The sequence below is a fragment of the Klebsiella sp. 141161 genome, assembly GCF_050600815.1.
Classification (GTDB): Bacteria; Pseudomonadota; Gammaproteobacteria; order Enterobacterales; family Enterobacteriaceae; genus Klebsiella; species Klebsiella aerogenes.
In genome coordinates this window covers 426,856-448,100 of sequence record NZ_JAQIRN010000004.1, presented here as the reverse complement: position 1 = coordinate 448,100, position 21,245 = coordinate 426,856, and the positions used below count along the sequence as shown (strand labels likewise).

General features: G+C 56.5%; 17 protein-coding genes and 1 pseudogene. 7 read left to right on the top strand and 11 right to left on the bottom strand.

All coding sequences use genetic code 11. From position 1 onward, the window contains the following. Position 1 precedes the first annotated feature (1 nt). Positions 2–787: a pilus assembly protein PilM gene (pilM, locus tag PGR79_RS13930; RefSeq protein WP_430921888.1), complete on the bottom strand. Its 786-nt coding sequence runs from the start codon at positions 785–787 to the stop codon at positions 2–4. A gap of 214 nt (positions 788–1,001) precedes the next feature. Here pilM and mrcA point away from each other — a divergent pair, with 214 nt between their 5' ends. Both mrcA and PGR79_RS13920 read left to right on the top strand, forming a co-directional pair. Further along, positions 1,002–3,560 carry a peptidoglycan glycosyltransferase/peptidoglycan DD-transpeptidase MrcA gene (mrcA, locus tag PGR79_RS13925; RefSeq protein WP_213317302.1) on the top strand — a complete coding sequence of 853 codons (2,559 nt, stop codon included), beginning with the start codon at positions 1,002–1,004 and terminating at the stop codon, positions 3,558–3,560. Positions 3,561–3,797: 237 nt separating this feature from the next. Next, positions 3,798–4,801 (top strand): annotated as a pseudogene (locus tag PGR79_RS13920) (hypothetical protein). Positions 4,802–5,315: 514 nt separating this feature from the next. Here the strand turns inward: PGR79_RS13920 and nudE are convergent. Next, positions 5,316–5,876 carry an ADP compounds hydrolase NudE gene (gene nudE / locus PGR79_RS13915; protein ID WP_015703662.1) on the bottom strand — a complete coding sequence of 187 codons (561 nt, stop codon included), beginning with the start codon at positions 5,874–5,876 and terminating at the stop codon, positions 5,316–5,318. 285 nt (positions 5,877–6,161) lie between these two features. On the opposite strand from nudE, the gene PGR79_RS13910 reads away from it, so the two are divergent. The 5 genes from PGR79_RS13910 (at position 6,162) to pckA (ending at position 12,313) form a co-directional block, all read left to right on the top strand. After that, on the top strand, positions 6,162–8,291 hold the full coding sequence (locus PGR79_RS13910) for an intracellular growth attenuator family protein (protein ID WP_430921886.1): 2,130 nt from the start codon (positions 6,162–6,164) through the stop codon (positions 8,289–8,291). A 59-nt stretch (positions 8,292–8,350) separates the two neighbouring features. Beyond that, entirely contained in the window at positions 8,351–9,034 is a 684-nt protein-coding gene (yrfG, locus tag PGR79_RS13905; protein ID WP_015703664.1) for a GMP/IMP nucleotidase, read from the top strand. Beyond that, positions 9,031–9,432: a ribosome-associated heat shock protein Hsp15 gene (gene hslR, locus PGR79_RS13900; RefSeq protein ID WP_430921884.1), complete on the top strand. Its 402-nt coding sequence runs from the start codon at positions 9,031–9,033 to the stop codon at positions 9,430–9,432. Before yrfG ends, hslR begins: the two co-directional genes overlap by 4 nt. A 26-nt stretch (positions 9,433–9,458) precedes the next feature. Continuing rightward, complete coding sequence (gene hslO / locus PGR79_RS13895; RefSeq protein ID WP_015703666.1) at positions 9,459–10,337, top strand: Hsp33 family molecular chaperone HslO; 879 nt, start codon at positions 9,459–9,461, stop codon at positions 10,335–10,337. A gap of 356 nt (positions 10,338–10,693) precedes the next feature. After that, on the top strand, positions 10,694–12,313 hold the full coding sequence (pckA, locus tag PGR79_RS13890) for a phosphoenolpyruvate carboxykinase (ATP) (protein WP_045375850.1): 1,620 nt from the start codon (positions 10,694–10,696) through the stop codon (positions 12,311–12,313). Between the two features lie 221 nt (positions 12,314–12,534). Here the strand turns inward: pckA and envZ are convergent, their stop codons facing one another. The 9 genes from envZ to PGR79_RS13845 form a co-directional block, all read right to left on the bottom strand. Further along, the gene (gene envZ, locus PGR79_RS13885; RefSeq protein ID WP_015369373.1) at positions 12,535–13,896 is read right to left on the bottom strand and encodes a two-component system sensor histidine kinase EnvZ; all 1,362 of its coding nucleotides are present in this window, start codon (positions 13,894–13,896) and stop codon (positions 12,535–12,537) included. Next, positions 13,893–14,612 carry an osmolarity response regulator transcription factor OmpR gene (gene ompR, locus PGR79_RS13880; protein WP_001157751.1) on the bottom strand — a complete coding sequence of 240 codons (720 nt, stop codon included), beginning with the start codon at positions 14,610–14,612 and terminating at the stop codon, positions 13,893–13,895. Before ompR ends, envZ begins: the two co-directional genes overlap by 4 nt. Before the next feature lie 341 nt (positions 14,613–14,953). Further along, positions 14,954–16,177 (bottom strand): L-fucose:H+ symporter permease, encoded by a 1,224-nt coding sequence (fucP, locus tag PGR79_RS13875; RefSeq protein ID WP_063415087.1) that lies wholly within the window; start codon positions 16,175–16,177, stop codon positions 14,954–14,956. Positions 16,178–16,208: 31 nt separating this feature from the next. Continuing rightward, positions 16,209–16,556: an L-rhamnose mutarotase gene (locus PGR79_RS13870; RefSeq protein WP_113373945.1), complete on the bottom strand. Its 348-nt coding sequence runs from the start codon at positions 16,554–16,556 to the stop codon at positions 16,209–16,211. Continuing rightward, complete coding sequence (locus PGR79_RS13865; RefSeq protein ID WP_087859066.1) at positions 16,553–17,329, bottom strand: SDR family oxidoreductase; 777 nt, start codon at positions 17,327–17,329, stop codon at positions 16,553–16,555. The genes PGR79_RS13870 and PGR79_RS13865 overlap by 4 nt, the downstream gene beginning before the upstream one ends. Continuing rightward, on the bottom strand, positions 17,313–18,164 hold the full coding sequence (locus PGR79_RS13860) for an amidohydrolase family protein (RefSeq protein WP_430921882.1): 852 nt from the start codon (positions 18,162–18,164) through the stop codon (positions 17,313–17,315). The genes PGR79_RS13865 and PGR79_RS13860 overlap by 17 nt, the downstream gene beginning before the upstream one ends. Next, positions 18,151–19,446 carry an L-fuconate dehydratase gene (locus PGR79_RS13855; RefSeq protein ID WP_407609368.1) on the bottom strand — a complete coding sequence of 432 codons (1,296 nt, stop codon included), beginning with the start codon at positions 19,444–19,446 and terminating at the stop codon, positions 18,151–18,153. Before PGR79_RS13855 ends, PGR79_RS13860 begins: the two co-directional genes overlap by 14 nt. Then, positions 19,443–20,294 (bottom strand): fumarylacetoacetate hydrolase family protein, encoded by an 852-nt coding sequence (locus tag PGR79_RS13850; protein WP_059304499.1) that lies wholly within the window; start codon positions 20,292–20,294, stop codon positions 19,443–19,445. Before PGR79_RS13850 ends, PGR79_RS13855 begins: the two co-directional genes overlap by 4 nt. Before the next feature lie 35 nt (positions 20,295–20,329). Beyond that, entirely contained in the window at positions 20,330–21,070 is a 741-nt protein-coding gene (locus PGR79_RS13845) for an SDR family oxidoreductase (protein WP_430921880.1), read from the bottom strand. Between the last annotated feature and the right edge of the window lie 175 nt (positions 21,071–21,245).

The following is a 21,245-nucleotide window of genomic DNA, read 5'->3' as shown; positions in this document are numbered from 1 at the left end:
GTTATTTACCCCCCAGCGCCAAACCAAGCGCGATAGCAAAGCGATCGCCGCATGCGGGTAGCGGCGGCTGCAGGCGGTGGAGCACGCTCCAGCAATCAAAGCTATTTTCCGCCAACGGCAGGCTGCTACAGAGCTGGAACTGTTCATCATTGAGGCGCGAGGTTAAGTGCGAGAAAGAGGGGGCTTCAGCGCATGGACAATAGCCCCAGCGCTCCTGGGTCGCCCATAACCACTGCGCGTCCCCCTGCCAGACCAGGCCCTGAGCAGCGCCAGTAAGCCAGGGGAAAAAAGAAGTGAGAGCAGCCGCATCCGGCACGATCGCCGTCAGGCGCAGCTTCAGCCGCCGCGCCAGTTGACGCAGGCTGTCGATATCCAAACGCTGAGCCGCCGTCGCCTGCCAGCCGTCGTTAGCCGCGCGGGCGGCGTAATCGATACACAGCGAAGAGGCAGGCATTTCCAGCTGACGCGCCATCGTGCCCGTTATCCATGTCGCTCTTTCGCTTTCACGTAGCGACACCTGTGGCGCAGGCAGCTGCTTTTGCAGCGTACGGCTGGCAGGAAGCGCAATGCACACCTGATGTTGTAGCGGCAGCTCGCGGCACCAATCACGTAACCGCTTCACCGCCTCATTAAGGTCAATGATGCTGCCCTGCACCACCAGGCCGGGCGGCAGCGGAATTCGCCACCAGCGACGCAACGCCCAGCGCCCGCGTTCGTACAACAGCGCCACAATGGCGACGCTATCCTGTTGAATGTGAATTCCTATACGCCAATTTCTGAAAGTCATGCTTAGATCTCCTTATCCGCGATTGCGATTCAAGGAGCAGCCTGGATATACCATGTGGCGAAATGGAGGCTTTTAGCGTCGATCGACACGCCGTCCGGAAGGCATAGCGCCAGCAAGCCGCCCCGTGGGGGTATATCAATGCTCCTGGCTTGCCTTTATACTACCGCGCGTTTGTTTATAAACTGCCCAAATAAAACTAAATGGGAATTCTCCGGTGAAGTTCGTAAAGTATCTTTTTATCCTTGCAGTTTGTTGCGTTCTGCTGGGAGCAGGCTCGATTTATGGCCTCTACAAATTTATAGAGCCGCAACTCCCCGATGTCGCGACCTTAAAGGATGTGCGTCTGCAGATCCCGATGCAGGTCTATAGCGCGGACGGCGAGCTCATTGCGCAGTATGGCGAAAAGCGCCGCATCCCCGTCACTCTGCAGCAGATGCCGCCGGAGCTGATAAAAGCGTTTATCGCGACTGAAGATAGCCGCTTCTATGAGCATCATGGCGTCGATCCGGTGGGGATTTTCCGCGCCGCGAGCGTAGCGATGTTCTCAGGCCATGCCTCGCAGGGCGCCAGTACTATTACTCAGCAACTCGCGCGTAACTTTTTCCTCAGCCCGGAGAAAACAATAACGCGTAAGATCAAAGAAGTTTTCCTCGCAATCCGCATCGAACAGCTGCTGAATAAAGACGAAATTCTCGATCTTTACCTCAATAAAATTTACCTCGGCTACCGCGCCTATGGCGTCGGCGCCGCCGCGCAGGTTTACTTCGGTAAAACGGTCGATCAGCTGACGCTGAGCGAAATGGCGGTTATCGCCGGTCTGCCGAAAGCGCCTTCCACCTTTAACCCGCTCTATTCGCTGGACCGCGCGACCGCGCGTCGCAACGTGGTGCTGTCGCGAATGTTAAGCGAAGGCTATATCACCCAGGCACAGTTCGATCAGGCGCGCAGCGAAGCGATTGACGCCAGCTACCATACGCCGGAAATCGCCTTCTCCGCCCCGTATCTGAGCGAGATGGTGCGTCAGGAGATGGTCAACCGCTACGGCGAGCAGGCCTACGAAGACGGCTATCGCGTCTACACCACCATCACGCGTAAAAACCAACAGGCCGCCCAGCAGTCGGTGCGTAAAAACGTGCTCGATTACGACATGCGCCACGGCTACCGCGGCCCGGCCAACGTGCTGTGGAAAGTTGGCGAGACCCCGTGGGATAACAAAAAAATCCTCGATACGCTGAAAAAACTGCCGGGCGTCGGCCCGCTGGCGCCGGCGGTAGTCACCTCCGCGAATCCGCAGGAAGCAGTCGCGTTGCTGGGCAACGGCACGTCGGTGGCGTTAACGATGGATGGCGTCCGCTGGGCGCGTCGCTACGTTTCCGATACGCAACAAGGCTCGACGCCGCGCAAAGTGACCGACGTCATTCAGACCGGGCAGCAGATTTGGGTGCGCAAAGAGGGCGACAAATGGTGGCTGTCGCAGGTGCCGGAAGTGAACTCCGCGCTGGTATCTATCAACCCGCAAAATGGCGCGATTATCGCTCTGGTCGGCGGCTTTGACTTCAATCAGAGTAAGTTCAACCGCGCTACCCAGGCGCTGCGTCAGGTTGGCTCCAATATCAAGCCATTCCTTTATACTGCGGCGATGGACAAAGGCTTAACCCTCGCCAGTATGCTTAACGATGTGCCGATCTCCCGCTGGGATGCCGGCGCGGGCTCCGACTGGCGGCCAAAAAACTCGCCGCCGCAGTACGCCGGCCCTATTCGTCTGCGTCAGGGATTAGGCCAGTCGAAGAACGTGGTGATGGTGCGCGCGATGCGCGCAATGGGCGTCGATTATGCGGCAGAGTATCTGCAGCGCTTCGGCTTCCCGGCGCAGAACATCGTCCATACCGAATCACTGGCGCTGGGTTCCGCTTCCTTTACTCCGCTACAGGTCGCCCGCGGCTACTCGGTAATGGCTAACGGCGGCTTCCTGATTAACCCGTACTTCATTAGCAAGATCGAGAACGACCAGGGCGGCGTGCTGTTTGAAGAGCGGCCTAAGGTCGCCTGTCCGCAGTGTAATTCGCCGGTGATCTACGGCGATACGCCGAAATCCAACGTGCTGGAAAACCAGGATGTCGAAGAGGTCGCCACCTCTCAGGAGCCGCAAAACGGCGACGTTCCGCCGCAGCCGCAGCTTGAGCAGGCTAATCAGTCGCTGGTCGCGCAAAGCGGCGCGCCGGAGTATGCCCCGCATGTTATTAACACGCCGCTGGCCTTCCTGATTAAGAGCGCGCTGAATACCAATATTTTCGGCGAACCGGGCTGGATGGGCACCGGCTGGCGTGCGGGCCGCGACCTGCAGCGTCATGATATCGGCGGCAAAACCGGTACCACTAACAGTTCGAAAGACGCGTGGTTCTCCGGCTACGGCCCGGGCGTCGTGACGTCGGTGTGGATTGGTTTCGATGACCACCGCCGCGATTTGGGCCGTACCACCGCTTCCGGCGCGATTAAAGATCAGATTTCGGGTTATGAAGGCGGCGCTAAAAGCGCCCAACCGGCCTGGGATGACTTTATGAAACGGGTGCTGGAAGGCGTGCCGGAAGAGCCGTTAACGCCGCCGCCGGGTATTGTGACGGTGAATATCGACCGTAGCACAGGTCAACTGGCTAACGGCGGCAACAGCCGCGCCGAGTACTTCATCGAGGGCACGCAGCCAACCCATCAGGCGGTGCGCGAAGTTGGCACCACCATTACCGATAGCGGTGGCGAAACCCACGAGTTGTTCTAATGCAAACCACCTTCTAAAAGGTGGCCTGAGAGCAGCAAAAAAACCACCGAAATGAACTGCACCCAAAAAGTTGGATACCCAACGAAGTAAGGTGCAGTTTTTTATGAGCAAAGAATTCCAGCAGGCTCAGGTTGATGATGACCTTCTATCATTGCTATCTCAGACAAAAAAAGGCTTACTGTTCTAAAAAACTTCCGATGTCCCTTTCCATGGAAGCAACTAAGACAAGGATTTTTTATGTCAAGAAAACTAGCTCCTGGTTACTGTATCGTCGAACAGCCGGGCTCTATATCTCTTCAGGCTGGGTTGTTATTCCGAAACCGCAATAGCAGTGCCGCGCGTTGCTTTGAACAGCTAAATGCAGGTACGCCTTGGGTCAAACCTGGGCAAATACTCATTGTCGCCGACCCAAATAGCACGATGACAGAACAGACACTCCGTTTGCTCCATCAGGCAAAACAACAGGTAAATAATAATCTGGTAGGAGTCAGTACCGATGAGGCCAGTTTTCTTCAAAGAAACTATGGAATGATTGCCGGAATAACGACTGCAGGAGATAAAATTTTTGGTGCTGTCGGGGATGCTGGAGAAAATACTTCAAAGCTATAGAAACCACGCTAAAAAAAATAGAGGCCAGCTATCAAAATCAGTTTCGGACACAAGGTACGCTTATAGGACAACAGTTCTTTGTTGAGAGAAATCAACTACTGGCTGAACTTAAAATATTAGTTAATAAGCCTATTATTAAATATTTAGCAAAACACTCAATCAAATTCCGACCATATGAGGATATGCGAAGAGCATTAAACCTATCCAGTCGTTCAATTGTCCATGAATGGTCAACGGTTGGAGTAGGTGCTATCCCTGGATATTCCACCTATACCGGTAATGCTGCCAGAGCGGCCCGTTTTTTAAAGTATGGCGGATATATTGGCATTGCATTTTCGTTTGCTGGGGCAACAAATAACGTTATAAAATCTTGTACTACTGGAAGAGAAAGTGAATGTGGTAATACAGCATTTAAAGAATATTTTAAATTTGGTGCAAGTACGACGTTAGGTTTAGCCGGAGGTGCTTATGGCTCCACCGGTGCAGTAGCCCTTTGCGTGGGCGTAGGGCTAGCAACAGCTGGAACAGGGGCATTGCCATACGCGATTATCGGGGGTCTTGCCGGAGGATATATAGGTGGTAAGTTCGGCGAGTACTCGTCAAAAAAAATATTGGAATTAACAGGATACTAGTAATATGCAATACCTGAGCTATGCGTTATTGATTTGTTGTGTGATAGGCATCCTGTTAATGATCGTCTCGTATTTCATATTCATTTCTCACAGAAAAGAATATAGTGCCATCTTAGAAAGTTATTTAGCAAGCAAGCTTGAATTTCCAATGCTATACAACATCCAATCGATGACTGGTTTTTTTGGAGCTTATCCTGTATCACGTTTCTTTCTGGGATTAAAAGAAAATAAAAAAATCCTTTTCATCACAAAAGAAAGCAACGCATATTCATTCTTCTTACAAAAACCAACATTATCAATAGAATGGATGAAGAAATTCTGTTTTTTCTGGAAGACATCTGTAATGTTAGTTCTTATTCCTTGTATTACCGCTTCAATTATTCACGTACTAAGTTTGGCATAACTTTCGTTTTCTTCACCATCAGTAAAGCGCCAGCAATGTTTCCAGCAGGTTTAAGTCAAAGCCACTTTCAGCGAAAATGGCTTTGACGATGGCGACAACAATGTTAGCCGCTTACAAACGCCCCTGCGCCTGTAGCCATTCACGCACCAGAAACAGCGCGCTGACGTTACGCGCTTCATTGAAGTCTTCTTCTTCCAGTAGCGACATCAGCTGCGACAGCGGCCAGCGCACCTGCGGCAGCGGTTCCGGCTCATCGCCCGGCAGCGATTCCGGATAGAGATCTTCCGCAACCATAATATTCATTTTGCTGGAGAAATAAGATGGCGCCATGCTGAGCTTCTTCAGGAAGGTCAATTGACGGGCGCCGAAACCCACCTCTTCTTTCAGCTCGCGGTTGGCGGCTTCCATGGCCGTCTCGCCGGGGTCGATAAGCCCTTTGGAGAAACCCAGTTCGTAGGATTCGGTGCCGACCGCATATTCGCGGATTAAAATAATGTGGTCGTCAACAATCGGCACAATCATTACGGCTTCACGCGCGGTGGGCCGCATGCGTTCATAAACGCGACGCACGCCGTTGCTGAACTCCAGGTCCACGCTTTCAACATTAAAAAGACGCGAACGCGCTACCGTTTCAACGTTGAGAATGGTGGGTTTTTGTAATGATTTGCTCATTGTCATCGGTCTATGCTGTGATTACAGAAGTCATTGTGCGATACGCAGCACGGTTTCGGCAATCCAAATTGCCACTAATTTACATAGTTGCAACGTTTTGCTTGCAATGCAAAGATTCATAAAGATAAAAAAGTCAATAGGTTGAATTTGTTTTGAGAATTTACCGATTCCTGAGTTTTCCCGTTTTTGATAAGCTTACATGCTGCTGCATTGCACAATAAAATTTCCTGCATTAGACAACATGTGCCGATAAACAATTAAAATTACTATGACGATGGGATGGGCATGGGCACCTTTCTGACCTTTTTCACAGCTCTGCTACTCTGTGTCTTGCTTATCGGGTGGTGGTATCGATCTCATGCCAGACGTCGTCGCCTCCCCTTACTGCAAGCCTTTAGCGACGCGACGACCCGCAAGCTTTCTGATGATGAACGCCAGGCGGTCGAAAAGTATCTCGATGGCCTCAGCCAGTCGCAACAGGTACCGGCAACCGGCGCCAGCGTCGCGCCTGTCGCCCTGAAACTGAATGAGCAGAGCGACACCGTTTATACCGTCACCCGCGCCGTCACCCGCTACGGCATTTCGTCTGATGAGCCCAACAAATGGCGATACTTCCTCGACTCGGTGGAGGTTCACCTGCCGCCGTTCTGGGAACAGCATATCAACGACGAGAACAGCGTCTCGCTGATCCCAACCGACAGCCTGCCGCTGGTGATTGTTCTCAATGACCACACCTTGCGCGATTATCCGCAGGAAGCCCGCAGCTACGCGCTTGAACGCGCATCGGCTACCCAGGCGTCGATTCGCGGTGAGGAGAGCGAGCAGGTCGAGCTGCTGAACATCCGCCAGGAAACTCAGGAAGAGCATGCTCTCAGCCGTCCTGACAGCCTGCGCGAAGGGATTATGATCGTCGCAGCCTTCCTGCTGTTCTATTGCTGCCTGATCTCCCCTGACGTCTTTGCGCCGTGGCTGCTCGGCGGCGGCGTACTGTTGTTGGCTGCGGGCTTATGGGGCATCTATGCGCCGCCGCTGGCCGGTTCGCTACGCGAGATCCACTGCCTGCGCGGAATGCCGAAACGCTGGGGGCTGTTTGGCGAGAACGACCAGGAACACGTCAATAATATTTCGCTGGGGATTATCGACCTTATCTATCCGAGCCACTGGCAACCATGGATCGCCCAGGACCTGGGGCAGCAAACCGATATTGATATTTATCTTAACCGCCATGTGGTTCGCCAGGGGCGCTTCCTGTCGCTGCACGATGAAGTGAAAAACTTCCCGCTGCAGTACTGGCTACGCAGCGCGATTATCGCCGCCGGCGCGCTGCTGGTCGTCATCATGCTGTGGATTAGCGTCCCGCTGAATATGCCCTTTAAATTCACGCTCTCCTGGCTTAAGGGGGCGCAGACCATCGAAGCCACCACCGTCGGCCAGCTTGAGAAGGCGAAAGTGCGTATTGGCGACACGCTGCAATTAAAAGGTACCGGGATGTGCAACATCCGCACGCCGGGCGCCTGGAGCGCGAAAGAAGCCTCGCCGTTTACGCCGTTCGACTGTTCGCAGATCATCTGGAACGATGCGCCTCCCCTGCCGCTGCCGGAATCCGATATCGTCGGTAAGGCCACGGCGCTGGTCCAGGCGGTACAGCGCCAGTTGCATCCTGACCCGGACGACGATTCGCACGTTAGCCCGGCATTACGTTCGGCAATTCAGAAATCAGGAATGGTGCTGCTGGATGACTTCGGCGATATCGTGCTGAAAACCAACGAGCTCTGCTCGGCGAAAGATGACTGCGTGCGTCTGAAGAACGCGCTGGTCAACCTTGGCAATACCCGCAACTGGGAAGCGCTAACCAAACGCGCCACCGCCGGTAAGCTCGATGGAGTGAACGTGTTGCTGCGCCCGGTGAGCGCCGAATCGCTGGAGAATCTGGTGACCACCTCCACCGCGCCGTTTGTGATGCGTGAAACCTCCCGCGCGGCGCAGGCGCTAAATAGCCCGGCCCCTGGCGGATTCCTGATCGCCAGCGATGAAGGCAGCGAACTGGTCAATCAGCCGTGGCCGGCTATCAGCCTGTACGATTATCCCGCCCACGAGCAGTGGGGCGAGCTGCAGCGTCTGGCGGGCATGTTGATGCACACGCCATTCCATGCGGAGGGGATTGTCACCAATCTTTATACCGACGCCAATGGCACCCAGCATATCAACCTGCACCGCATTCCCGATCGCAGCGGGCTGTGGCGCTATCTTGGCACCACTCTGCTGCTGCTGGCGATGCTTGGCTGTATGTCGTGGCACGGCGTGCAGGCGATCCGCCGCTATCAGCGCCAGCGCCAGCGCATGGAAGAAATTCAAAAATATTATGAAAGCTGCCTGAATCCGGTTCTCATCCCTTCCCCGGATCATCAAGATTAATTCCTGCGCGACAGGGTGTGATACCCTGTCGCGCATTTCCCCCTCGCTGGAGACTCACCATGCAAATCAATATCGCGTGGCAGGAGGTTGATACCGTTCTGCTGGATATGGATGGCACGCTGCTCGACCTCGCCTTCGACAACTACTTCTGGCAAAAACTGGTCCCGGAAACCTGGGGCGCCGCGCGCGGACTCAACCTGCAGGAAGCCAAAGCGGCAATGCACCAGGAGTATCACGCCGTGCAGCATACGCTAAACTGGTACTGTCTTGATTACTGGAGCGAGCGACTGGGTTTGGATATTTGTGCGATGACCAGCGAACAGGGGCCGCGGGCAAAACTGCGGGAAGATACCGTGCCATTCCTTGATGCGCTGCGGGCCAGCGGCAAGCGCCGCATCCTGCTGACCAACGCGCACCCGCATAATCTGGCGGTGAAGCTCAAGCACACCGGTCTGGACGCGCACCTTGATTTATTACTTTCCACCCACACATTTGGTTATCCGAAAGAGGATCAGCGCCTGTGGCGCGCGGTGGCGGAAGAAACCGGCCTTGATGCGCGCAAAACGCTGTTTGTCGATGACAGCGAGGCTATCCTGGACGCGGCGGCGCAGTTCGGTATTCGTTATTGCCTGGGCGTCACCAATCCGGATTCAGGCCTGGCGGAAAAACAGTATACCCGCCATCCCGGCGTGAACGATTACCGGCGGCTGATCCCTTCCCTGACTCCGGAGGAGAGGCCATGAAAGATAAGCCCGCAGAAAGCGTCAGGCTGGACAAATGGCTTTGGGCAGCCCGCTTTTATAAAACCCGCGCCATCGCGCGCGAGATGGTTGAAGGCGGCAAAGTGCACTACAACGAACAACGTAGTAAGCCGAGCAAAATCGTCGAGCTGAATGCCACCCTGACCCTGCGTCAGGGCAACGACGAGCGTACCGTTATCGTCAAAAGCGTTACCGAACAACGCAGGCCAGCCAGCGAAGCCGTTATGCTGTACGAAGAGACGGCGGAGAGTATTGAGAAACGCGAAAAAGTGGCGCTGGCGCGTAAGCTGAATGCGCTAACGATGCCGCACCCAGACAGACGTCCGGACAAAAAAGAGCGCCGCGACCTGATGAGATTTAAACACGGCGACAGCGAATAGCGCTGCCGCCAGCAAGAGAGATGATTATGACTCAACACGATCAATTACATCGTTATCTGTTTGAAAACTATGCCGTGCGCGGTGAACTGGTCACCGTATCGGACACGTTGGAACAGATCCTGGCCAACCATAGCTACCCGCAACCGGTGAAAACCGTGCTGTCGGAGCTGCTGGTCGCCACCAGCCTGCTGACCGCCACGCTGAAGTTCGCCGGAGATATTACCGTTCAGCTGCAGGGCGACGGCCCGCTCTCGCTGGCGGTGATCAACGGCAATAATCAGCAGCAGCTGCGCGGCGTCGCTCGCGTTCAGGGCGAAATCCCGGAAGGCGCGGACCTGAAAACGCTGGTCGGCAACGGCTACCTGGTCATTACCATCTCTCCACAGGAAGGCGAGCGCTATCAGGGCGTTGTTGGCCTGGAAGGCGATACCCTGGCGGCATGCCTGGAAGATTACTTCCAGCGTTCCGAACAGCTGCCGACTCGTCTGTTCATTCGTACCGGCGAGCACGACGGTAAAGCGGTAGCCGGCGGCATGCTGCTGCAGGTGATGCCGGCTCAGGACGCGCAGCTTAACGACTTCGAGCATCTGGCGACCCTGACCGAGACCATCAAGGCGGAAGAGCTGTTCACCCTGCCGGCGACCGATGTATTATGGCGCCTGTACCATGAGGAAGAGGTGACGGTATACGACCCGCAAGACGTCGAGTTCAAATGCACCTGTTCTCGCCAGCGCTGCGCCGATGCGCTGAAGACGCTGCCGGATGAAGAAGTCGACAGCATCCTCGCCGACGAAGGCGAAATTGATATGCATTGTGACTACTGCGGTAATCATTACCTGTTTAACGCGATGGATATCGCTGAGATCCGCAATAACGCCTCGCCGGCGGATCCGCAGGTACACTAATCGCCCTCTCGCCGGGCGTTGCCGGGTTTTTCTGACCCGACGCGCCTGGCGTCAACTATTTCGACCGCGTGTTGAATCGATTTTCACTGAAAGAGTTACGTAACTTTCTTTCAAGAAAGCGATTACATTCACATTTCAGCAGTTTTTTTAATTACTTTTTAACCATTCGGAAACATCTATCGCCACCTACGGCCGTTTTCCTGAGATAATCACGCGCACTTCGTGACAGGAGTCACTGTGTTTTTCGTAAGAAAGGCGTTTGTCGAGATACGTAAATCTATGAGCCTGGTCGCGGTCTATTCCCTGAAAGAAACCCTACAATTTAAAGCAGTACATATTGGCTAAGGAGCAGTGACATGCGCGTTAATAGTTTAACCCCGCAGGATCTCAAGGCTTACGGTATCAATGACGTCCAGGAAATTGTCCACAACCCGAGCTTCGATACGCTGTATCAGGAAGAGCTCGACCCAAAACTGGAAGGTTATGAGCGTGGCGTATTAACCAATCTTGGCGCCATCGCCGTCGATACCGGCATTTTCACCGGCCGTTCGCCGAAAGATAAATATATCGTCCGTGACGATACCACTCGCGATACCGTGTGGTGGTCTGATAAAGGCAATGGCAAGAACGACAACAAGCCGCTCTCCCAGGAAACCTGGCAGCACCTGAAAGGCCTGGTGACTCACCAGCTGTCGGGCAAACGCCTGTTTATCGTCGACGCCTTCTGCGGCGCCAACGCCGACACCCGCCTCAGCGTGCGCTTCATTACTGAAGTCGCCTGGCAGGCACACTTTGTTAAGAACATGTTCATTCGCCCGAGCGAAGAAGAGCTGGCAGCCTTCGAGCCGGACTTTATCGTCATGAACGGCGCGAAGTGCACCAACCCGCAGTGGAAAGAGCAGGGTCTGAACTCCGAAAACTTCGTGGCTTTCAACCTGACCGAGCGCATCCAGCTCATCGGCGGCACCTGGTACGGCGGCGAAATGAAGAAAGGGATGTTCTCGATCATGAACTACCTGCTGCCGCTGCAGGGCATCGCTTCGATGCACTGCTCCGCTAACGTCGGCGAAAAAGGCGACGTCGCCGTGTTCTTCGGCCTCTCCGGCACCGGTAAAACCACCCTCTCCACCGACCCGAAACGCCGCCTGATTGGCGATGACGAGCACGGATGGGATGATGACGGCGTATTTAACTTCGAAGGCGGCTGCTACGCGAAGACCATTAAGCTGTCGGAAGCCAACGAGCCGGATATCTATCACGCGATCCGCCGCGATGCGCTGCTGGAAAACGTCGTGGTACTGGCTGACGGCACCATCGATTTTGATGACGGTTCGAAGACCGAGAACACCCGCGTCTCCTACCCGATCGACCATATCGAAAATATCGTTAAGCCGGTGTCGAAAGCCGGTCACGCCACCAAGGTTATCTTCCTGACCGCCGACGCCTTTGGCGTATTGCCGCCGGTTTCACGCCTGACCGCTGACCAGACTCAGTACCACTTCCTGTCTGGCTTTACCGCCAAGCTGGCCGGTACCGAGCGCGGCGTCACCGAGCCGACCCCAACCTTCTCCGCCTGCTTCGGCGCCGCGTTCCTGTCGCTGCACCCGACGCAGTACGCTGAAGTGCTGGTAAAACGCATGCAGGCTTCCGGCGCCCAGGCTTACCTGGTCAACACCGGCTGGAACGGTACCGGCAAGCGTATCTCGATTAAAGATACCCGCGCGATTATCGACGCCATCCTCGACGGTTCGCTGGATAACGCCGAAACCTTCACCCTGCCAATGTTCAACCTGCAGATCCCAACCGAGCTGCCGGGCGTCGATACCCATATCCTCGACCCGCGTAATACCTACGGTTCTCCGGAGCAGTGGCAGGAGAAAGCCGATCAGCTGGCGAAACTGTTTATTGAGAACTTCGAGAAATATACCGATACCCCGGCCGGCGCTGCGCTGGTTGCGGCCGGTCCGAAGCGTTAATCAGGTCGCAGAGACAACAAAGCCGGGCGATGCCCGGCTTGAGATTGATAACAAACCTCATGCAACCATTGGACTTACAGATTGCAAGAGACAAATAACAAGGAAAATCAATTTATTGATTTTCGGCTGATAACCACAAAGAAGGAAAAACCACGCTTTTTCCTTCTTTGTCAGCAGTCTGAAGCCGGGCGATGCCCGGCTTTTTTATATTTATACGCTAATCAACTCTCTTTCGCAGGCTTCGCCGGCGACAGCGCGCGATGCACCGGAATTGGTAGCCAGGCGCGGATCAGCAGGCCGCCGCGTTCGCTGGTGCCAATCTCCAGGCGACCGTTATGATTGTCGATAATACGTTGCACTATCGCTAGCCCCAGCCCGGTGCCGCTGGTGCTACGGGCGCTATCGCCGCGCACAAACGGTTGGAACAGATGTTCGCGCTGTTCCGGTTTAATCCCCGGGCCGTCATCTTCCACCTGGAACCAGGCACGGCTGGCTTCGCTGCCGCTGCTGACTTTAATCCAGCCCTTACCGTAACGTGCTGCGTTCACCACCATATTGGCTAACGCGCGTTTGATCGACAGCGGATGCAGACGCAGCGGAATTTCTCCGGCCTGCAGATCGGTGGCGATTTCCCGCTCGTAGCCACTTTCGGCGGCGATGACTTCGCCTAACACGGCGTTGAGATCCGCAAGCTCCATCGGCATCTCCTGGCCGGTGCGCAGGTAATCAATAAACTGCTCGATGATGGCGTTGCACTCTTCGATATCTTTATTGATCGACTCGGCGAGATAGCCGTCCTGCTCGCCCATCATCTCCGTCGCCAGCCGGATCCGCGTCAGCGGCGTGCGCAAATCGTGGCTGACCCCGGCCATCAGCAGCGTACGGTCGTCCGCCAGCTGTTTGACCCCGGCGGCCATATGGTTGAAGGCGCGGGTCACCGAACGCACTTCCGACGCGCCGTATTCGCGTAGCGGCGGCGGAATAATCCCACGCCCGACCTGCAACGCAGCGTGCTCCAGATCGACCAATGGTCGGTTCTGGATACGGATGAATAGCCACGCGCCGCCAATGGCCAGCAGCATTATCGCCAGCGTATAACGGAATAGCGGCGAGAAATCGCCCTGATGGATTTCAGTCAGCGGCACCCGCACCCAGATATTCGGCGAAAGCCAGGTCTTCAGCCACACCACCGGCGAGCTTTTGTTGACCTCAACCCGCACTTCGGTCGGCCCGCCAAGCTGGTGCGCCATCTGCTGGCTTAAGAATTCATAATGCTGCGCCCAGCGCAGGCCTGCGTCTTCCGCCGCCTCATTAGAATAGAGCGAAATCCCCAGCTCGCGGTAAATTTCGCGGCGAAACGCCGGCGGTACCACCAGTTGGGTGCCGTCTTCCAGCTGCAGTTTATCGGTCATCAGCATACGGACTTCGTATGCCAGCACCTTATTAAACTGCTGCAGGCTCGGCAGGATCGCGAAATTCAGCACCACCAGATAAGTCGTCACCAGGCTGACGAACAGCAGGGTGACGATCAGTAACAGGGTGCGGGCAAATGAGCTTCGCGGCGAAAAACGCACGCGCTTCATGCCTTAGAACCGTCCGGCACGAAGACGTAGCCCAGGCCCCAAACGGTCTGGATGTAGCGCGGGTGCGCCGGATCCTCTTCCACCATGCGGCGCAAGCGGGAGATTTGTACGTCGATGGAACGCTCCATCGCCGAGTACTCGCGGCCGCGGGCAAGGTTCATCAGCTTATCGCGGGACAGCGGTTCACGCGGATGGCTCACCAGCGCTTTTAATACCGCGAACTCACCGCTGGTGAGCGGCATCGGCTCATCTTCACGGAACATCTCGCGGGTGCCGAGGTTCAGTTTAAATTTGCCAAAAGCGATCACCGCTTCTTCTTGCGATGGCGCGCCCGGCAGCTCGTTCGCCTGGCGGCGCAGCACGGCGCGGATACGGGCCAGCAGTTCGCGCGGGTTAAACGGTTTAGGAATGTAGTCATCGGCGCCGATTTCCAGCCCCACGATACGGTCCACTTCTTCCCCTTTCGCCGTCACCATAATGATCGGCATCGGGTTGCTCTGGCTACGCAGACGGCGGCAGATAGATAAACCATCTTCGCCCGGCAGCATCAGATCCAGCACCATCAGGTGGAAGGATTCACGGGTCAGCAGGCGATCCATCTGTTCAGCGTTCGCCACGCTACGAACCTGGAAGCCCTGCTCGGTCAGATAACGTTCCAGCAGCGCGCGCAGGCGCATATCGTCATCCACAACCAGAATCTTATAATTCTCTTGCATTGTTTGTACTCCCAAAGGTTCACTGCAATCGTTAGTGCGTATTCTTAAAAACCCACGCTAATACGACCAGCCAAATCTGGTATATATTCTAGTCGAAATTGTTACAAAGCATATTAAACAGCAATTTATACCCGTCATTCTTCAAGTTGCACGTGCGTTGGCTGCGTGCGCTCACCCCAGTCACATAGTTATCTATGCTCCTGGGGATTCACACACTTGCCGCCTTCCTGCAACTCGAATTATTTAGGGTAAACCCGTCATTCTGAGCAAAATTTACCACCGGCGCGACAAAAAAGAAAAAGGCGGAGGGTCTCCTCCGCCTTTTTAGCTAATTTTACCGTTTACGCGCGTCGTTGGCTCATGCCGTACCACAGCACCACCAGGAAGCATAGCAGCGGCAACCCATAGGCCAACGCGGTACTGTAGCGGTCGGCCAGCGCCCCCATGAAGTAAGGCATAATCGCCCCGCCGACGATGGCCATAATCATAAATGAGCTGGCGCGTTTGGTATGGCTGCCCATGTTTTTAACGCCCAGCGCGAAAATGGTCGGGAACATAATCGACATAAAAAAGAAGACCGCAATGAGTGCCACCACCGACACGCCGTCAATGCTCATCATCACCAAACCGCAGAGCACGATATTGACCAGCGAGTAAACCATCAGCAGCGTCGCCGCCTGCACCCGCCCCATCAGCCAGGTACTGAAGAAACGACCGACCATAAAGCTAATCATCGCAATCGACAGCAGATAGGAAGCGTGCTGGTTTGTCACGCCATGCCAGTGCTCGGTCGCATAGTTGATAAAGAACGCCCCCACGCCGACCTGCGCGGCAACGTAAAAGAACTGGGCGATGACCCCGCCGGTAAAGTGGCGATGCTGCCACAGCCCCTGCGCCGCTTCTTGCTGACTGCCCTCATCCTCGCGAATATCCGGCATCGGTGTGCGGCGGAACAGCAGCGCGATGGCCAGCACCAGTACGGCGATAGCGACATAGGTGATTTTTACCGAGCTCTGATCGCCGGTATTGCTCTGAGTGGCTGAAAAGAACAGCGTGCCGCCGATCAGCGGGCCAATAAACTGCCCCAGTCCGTTAAACGACTGCGCCAGATTTAACCGCCGTTCGGCGCCTTTACTGTCGCCAAGTACCGTCGCATAAGGGTTAGCCGCGGTCTCAAGGCAGCCTAATCCGCAGGCAATCACAAACAGTGCGAACAGGAACAGCGCAAAGCTATTCACGCTCGCCGCCGGCACAAACAGCAGCGCGCCAAGCGCATACAGGCACAAACCGACCAGGATCCCCGCTTTATAACCGCGTTTATCCATAAAATAGCCGGCGGGCAGCGCCACCAGGAAGTAGGCGCCAAAATAAGCCGCCTGCAGTAAACCGGACTGCGCTTTGGTGACGTGCAGAGTCTCCTGAAAATGTTTATTGAGAACATCGAGCAGGCCGTAAGAGAGCCCCCACATAAAGAACAGGCTGGTGACCAGCATAAATGCCCAGCGCAGATTAGGGGTCGCCCCGGCGCGGGCCGCCAGCGGCTCCGCCGTTTTATTCACTAGCATGGTGAGATCCTCAGTAGAGTACGGAGTTGTTTTATTGATCCTGCAAAGAGAATATGCGCTCCATCGACACCCATTTTTCGCCTGCCGGCGTCCAGGGGGTGGGAACCTGGTATTGCCACATCAGCGCTTCCCAACGCTGAATGACCGGGTGGTTCAGGCTGTGTTGAGCAAAGCGTTCGCCATCGAAATCCCCGGCGACCTCCATCACCATAAACAGCCGCGTGCCAAGCCGGTAAATCTCCATATCCAGCACGCCATGGTCGCGTAGATGCCCGGCGACTTCCGGCCAGATACGTTCATGCAGACGCTGGTATTCGGCAATTTTCTCCGCCGAATCGACTAAATCCAGCGCCTGACACAGCCGCCGCGCGGCGCTCATGACAGCGCCCTGTCGAGATGCAAATACCCGCCGTCCACCGACAGCCACTGCCCGGTAGTGTGCGACGCGCGCGAGGAGATAAGAAACACCACGGTATTGGCGATCTCTTCCGGCGTGGTCATGCGTTTGCCCAGCGGAATGCGTTGGTTAATCGCCGCCATCTGCCGCTGTGGATCGGGGAAGGTATTTATCCAGCGCTGGTACTGCGGCGTCAGCACTTCCGCCGGTACCACCGCGTTAACCCGCACGCCGCTCTCGCGCAGCGATACCGCCCATTCACGGGTTAATGCCAGCACTGCCCCTTTCGCCGCGGTATAGCCGCTGGTGCCGCCCTGGCCGCTGAGCGCGGTTTTCGAGGCAATATTGACGATAGCGCCCCGCGCCGCCTCCAGCGCCTCGCGGCACAGGTGGGCCATCTGGTAGTAGTGGATCAGGTTTTTCTCAAGCGATCCGAGAAACGCCTCACGCCCGGCCTCAAGCCCTACGCCATCGTTCACTCCAGCGTTATTCACCAGCGCATCAATGCGGCCAAAGCGCGCCAGCACCTGGCCTACCGCCGCGGCACATTCAGCCTCCTGGCACAGGTCGGCGATAATCAGCTCACTTTGCGGCGCGATTTGCTTCAGCCCATCCATAAACCCCTGCTCTGGCTGGGCATTAGTGACGATGACCGGCACCGCGCCCTCTTCCGCCAGCAGTTGCGTCACGGCCGCGCCGATCCCCGAGCCGCCGCCGGTGACGATAACCACTTTGTCTTTAAGAAATAGATCCACGCTTCGCCTCCGTTAAACCATAAACCCGACAGGCAGTGCCGCCCCAGATAGCTGACCGCTGCGTTTCCGTCAGCGGGACCAGCGCCGTTTCGCACAGCTGGTAAACCTGGTGGTACTCCGCCGCCAGCAGGCATACCGGCCAGTCGGAACCAAACATCAGCCGCTGCGGGCCAAACAACTCCAGCGCGGCGTCGAAGAAAGGCAGCAGTTGCTGCTCGGTCCAGCATCCGCGCCCGGCTTCGGTCACCAGGCCGGAAAGTTTGCCCACCACATGCGGTAATGCGGCCAGCGGCCTCGCCTGTTCGGCCCAGTGGGCCGCGCCGCGCGCGATATCCGGCTTGCCGAAATGGTCGAGTACCAGCCAGTGATCATCGTGGCGGGCGGCAAAGCGTGCCGCCGCCGCGAGATGATGATGGGTAACCAGTAGATCCCAGCTATAGCCGCGTTGCTGTAGTCGCCGCATGCCGCGGGAGACCGCCTCGCGCTCAAGCCACGCTGCCGGGTCGGCTTCATCCTGCACCTGATGGCGCAACCCGCACAGCTGGTCGCGCCACTGCGTCAGCTTGTCCTCGAGATCCGCGGCGGTAATATCCAGCCAGCCCACCACGCCGCATACGCCAACCGCCTGAGAAACCTGCGCCACCAGCCAGGCGGTTTCGTTTTCGTCATGACGCGCCTGCACCACCACCGCGCCATCGAGCCGGTGCTGTGCCAGCAGCGGCTGGAGCTGCGGGGGGTAAAAATCCCGGCGCAGTTGCGGCATGTCGTCATCAATCCACGGGTAATCCTGTGGCTGATAGCGCCAGTAGTGGTGGTGGGCATCAATGCGCAACATGCGCTTCTCCACGGTAGCGGTACTGCTCGATAGAAGCCTGATGCATTTCAATCGAGTAGCCCGGCGCCTGCGGCGGCATATAAGCTGCGCCGCGGATTTCGCAAGGGTGCAGGAAGTGCTCGTGCAGATGGTCGACAAACTCGATCACCCGCCCTTCATGGGTACCGGCGATGCACAGGTAGTCAATCATCGACAGATGCTGGACGTATTCGCACAGTCCGACGCCGCCGGCGTGCGGGCAAACCGGCAGGTTGTACTTCGCCGCCATCAGCATCACCGCCAGCACTTCGTTGACGCCGCCTAACCGGCAGGCATCGATCTGCACCACGTCAATCGCGCCGCGCATAATGAACTGTTTGAACATAATCCGGTTCTGGCACATCTCGCCGGTGGCGACCTTCACCGCGCCGATGTTCTCGCGGATCTTGCGGTGACCTTCGATATCATCCGGGCTGGTCGGCTCTTCGATAAACCATGGATTGGCGAAGGCCAGCGCTTTGACCCATGGAATCGCGGCGTCCACTTCCCATACCTGGTTGGCGTCAATCATCAGTTTCCGCTCGGGGCCAATCACTTCACGGGCAATGCGCACGCGGCGGATGTCATCTTCAATATCGCGCCCAACCTTCAGCTTGATATGCGAGAAACCGGCGTCCACCGCCTGCTGACAAAGACGACGCAGTTTGTCATCACCGTAACCCAGCCAGCCCGCTGACGTGGTGTAACACGGATAACCCTGCGCCTGTAGCTGTTCAAGCCGCTGGGCTTTACCCTCCTCACGGCTTTCCAGCAGGCGCAGCGCCTCCTCCGGGGTAATGCAGTCGGTGATGTAGCGAAAATCAATGCAGCGCACCAGCTCGGCCGGGCTCATATCGGCAACCAGTCGCCAGACCGGTTTGCCTTCGGCCTTCGCCCACAGATCCCACACCGCATTGACCACCGCGCCGGTCGCCAGGTGAATCGCCCCTTTGTCCGGGCCAATCCAGCGCAGCTGGCTATCGCTGGTAAAGCGCCGCCAGAAGGCGCCCATATCGGCGGCGATCGTCTCGAGTTGCTCGCCGACGATTAAATGCTCCAGCGCCTGAATCGCCGCGCAGCAAATTTCGTTGCCGCGGCCAATGGTGAAGGTCAGCCCGTGACCGGTGAGCTTAGGATTGTCGGTTTCGAGGATCACGTAGGCGGCGGAGTAATCCGGGTCGGGATTCATCGCATCGGAGCCGTCCAACTGCTGCGAAGTGGGGAAGCGAATATCCTCTACCCGCAGGGCGGTAATTTGCGTCATTGTTTGTCCTCCACGGTCAGCTGCTGCTGTTCGCCCAACCCTTCAATGCCCAAACGAATAGTCTGGCCGGCGCGTAAATAAACCGGCTGCGGTTTCTGGCCCATACCCACCCCCGGCGGCGTACCGGTGGAGATGACATCGCCCGGCTGCAGGCTCATAAAGCGGCTCAGGTAGCTGATGATATAGGGCACTTTGAAAATCATGGTGCGGGTGTTGCCGTCCTGATAGCGCTTGCCGTCGACCTCCAGCCACAGGTTAAGCGCGTTGGGATCGGGGATTTCATCGGCGGTGACCAGCCAGGGGCCGGTCGGCCCGAACGTGTCGCAGCCTTTGCCTTTATCCCAGGTGCCGCCGCGCTCGATTTGATACTCACGTTCGGAGACGTCATTAATCACGCAGTAGCCAGCAACGTGCTGCATGGCGTCGCGCTCGTCGATATAGCGCCCGCCTTTGCCAATCACCACTCCTAATTCAACTTCCCAGTCGGTCTTTTGCGAACCACGCGGGATAATCACGTTGTCGTTCGGCCCGACCACAGCGCTGGTCCACTTGCTGAATACCACCGGTTCCTGCGGAATATCGGCGCCGGTCTCTGCGGCGTGATCGGCATAGTTCAGACCGATGCAGATAAATTTACCGATACCGCCGACGCAGGCGCCAATACGCGGATTGCCATCAACCAGCGGCAGGCTGTAGAGATCCAGCTGGCGCAGACGCGCCAGACTCTCCGGCAGCAGCGCGTCGCCGCGCAGATCGTTAATATATTGCGACAGGTCGCGCAGGCGGCCGTCGTTATCGAGTACGCCCGGACGCTCGCTGCCGGGATTGCCAAAACGAAGTAATTTCATGCGTTTTCCTGATAGTGAAATAAAGCGCCGCGCGGTTAGTTGCTCCAACCGCCGTCAATAATCTGCACCGTGCCGGTGGTGTAGGCGCTGGCGTCGGAAGCCAGGTACAGCGCCAGCTGGGCGATCTCTTCCGGCTTGCCGATGCGGCCAATGGGCTGGCGGGCGACAAACGCCTCATAAACCGCCTCTTCGCTCAGCCCCTGCTCGCGCGCCTGCTCGGCAATACGTCCGCGTAGGGAAGGTGAATCGACGGTACCCGGACAAATCGCATTACAACGAATGCCCTGGGTGACGAAATCCGCCGCTACCGAGCGGGTCAGGCCAATGACCGCCGCTTTACTGGCGCTGTAGGCGAAGCGGTTTGGTACTCCTTTCACGCTGGAAGCTACCGATGACATGTTGATAATCGAGCCACCGCCGCGGGCGATCATCGCCGGCAAAAAGGCGCGAATCGTGTGGAACATGGCGGTGACATTCAGATCGAGAGCGAACTGCCACTCCCGCTCGCTACATTCAAGAATGCTGCCGCTATGCACCACCCCGGCGCAGTTGAACAAGACATCCAGCGGGCCCAGCGTTTCCGCAGCGGCGGCAATGGCGTCGGCGCGGGTGACATCCAGCTGCAGCGGCTGTACGCCGGAGATATCGCTCAATCCGGCAATGTTGATATCGCTGGCAATCACTTCCGCGCCAGCGGCGGCAAATAGCCGCGCGCAGCTGTTGCCAATCCCCTGCCCTGCGGCGGTAATCAGAACGCGTTTTCCGGTTAGTTCCATTTCTCTCCCCTGGTCTAAAGGACTAATGGTCAGGCCATTGATGGTAGTCAAAGGCCTGACCTTTCGCATGACAAGTCAGGCATAACCCGCTATCGTGAAGCTCATATGTTGCAAAAACGGCCACAAACGGCACATTGGTTAACCAATTAATTACACTCGACTAACAAACACTCAA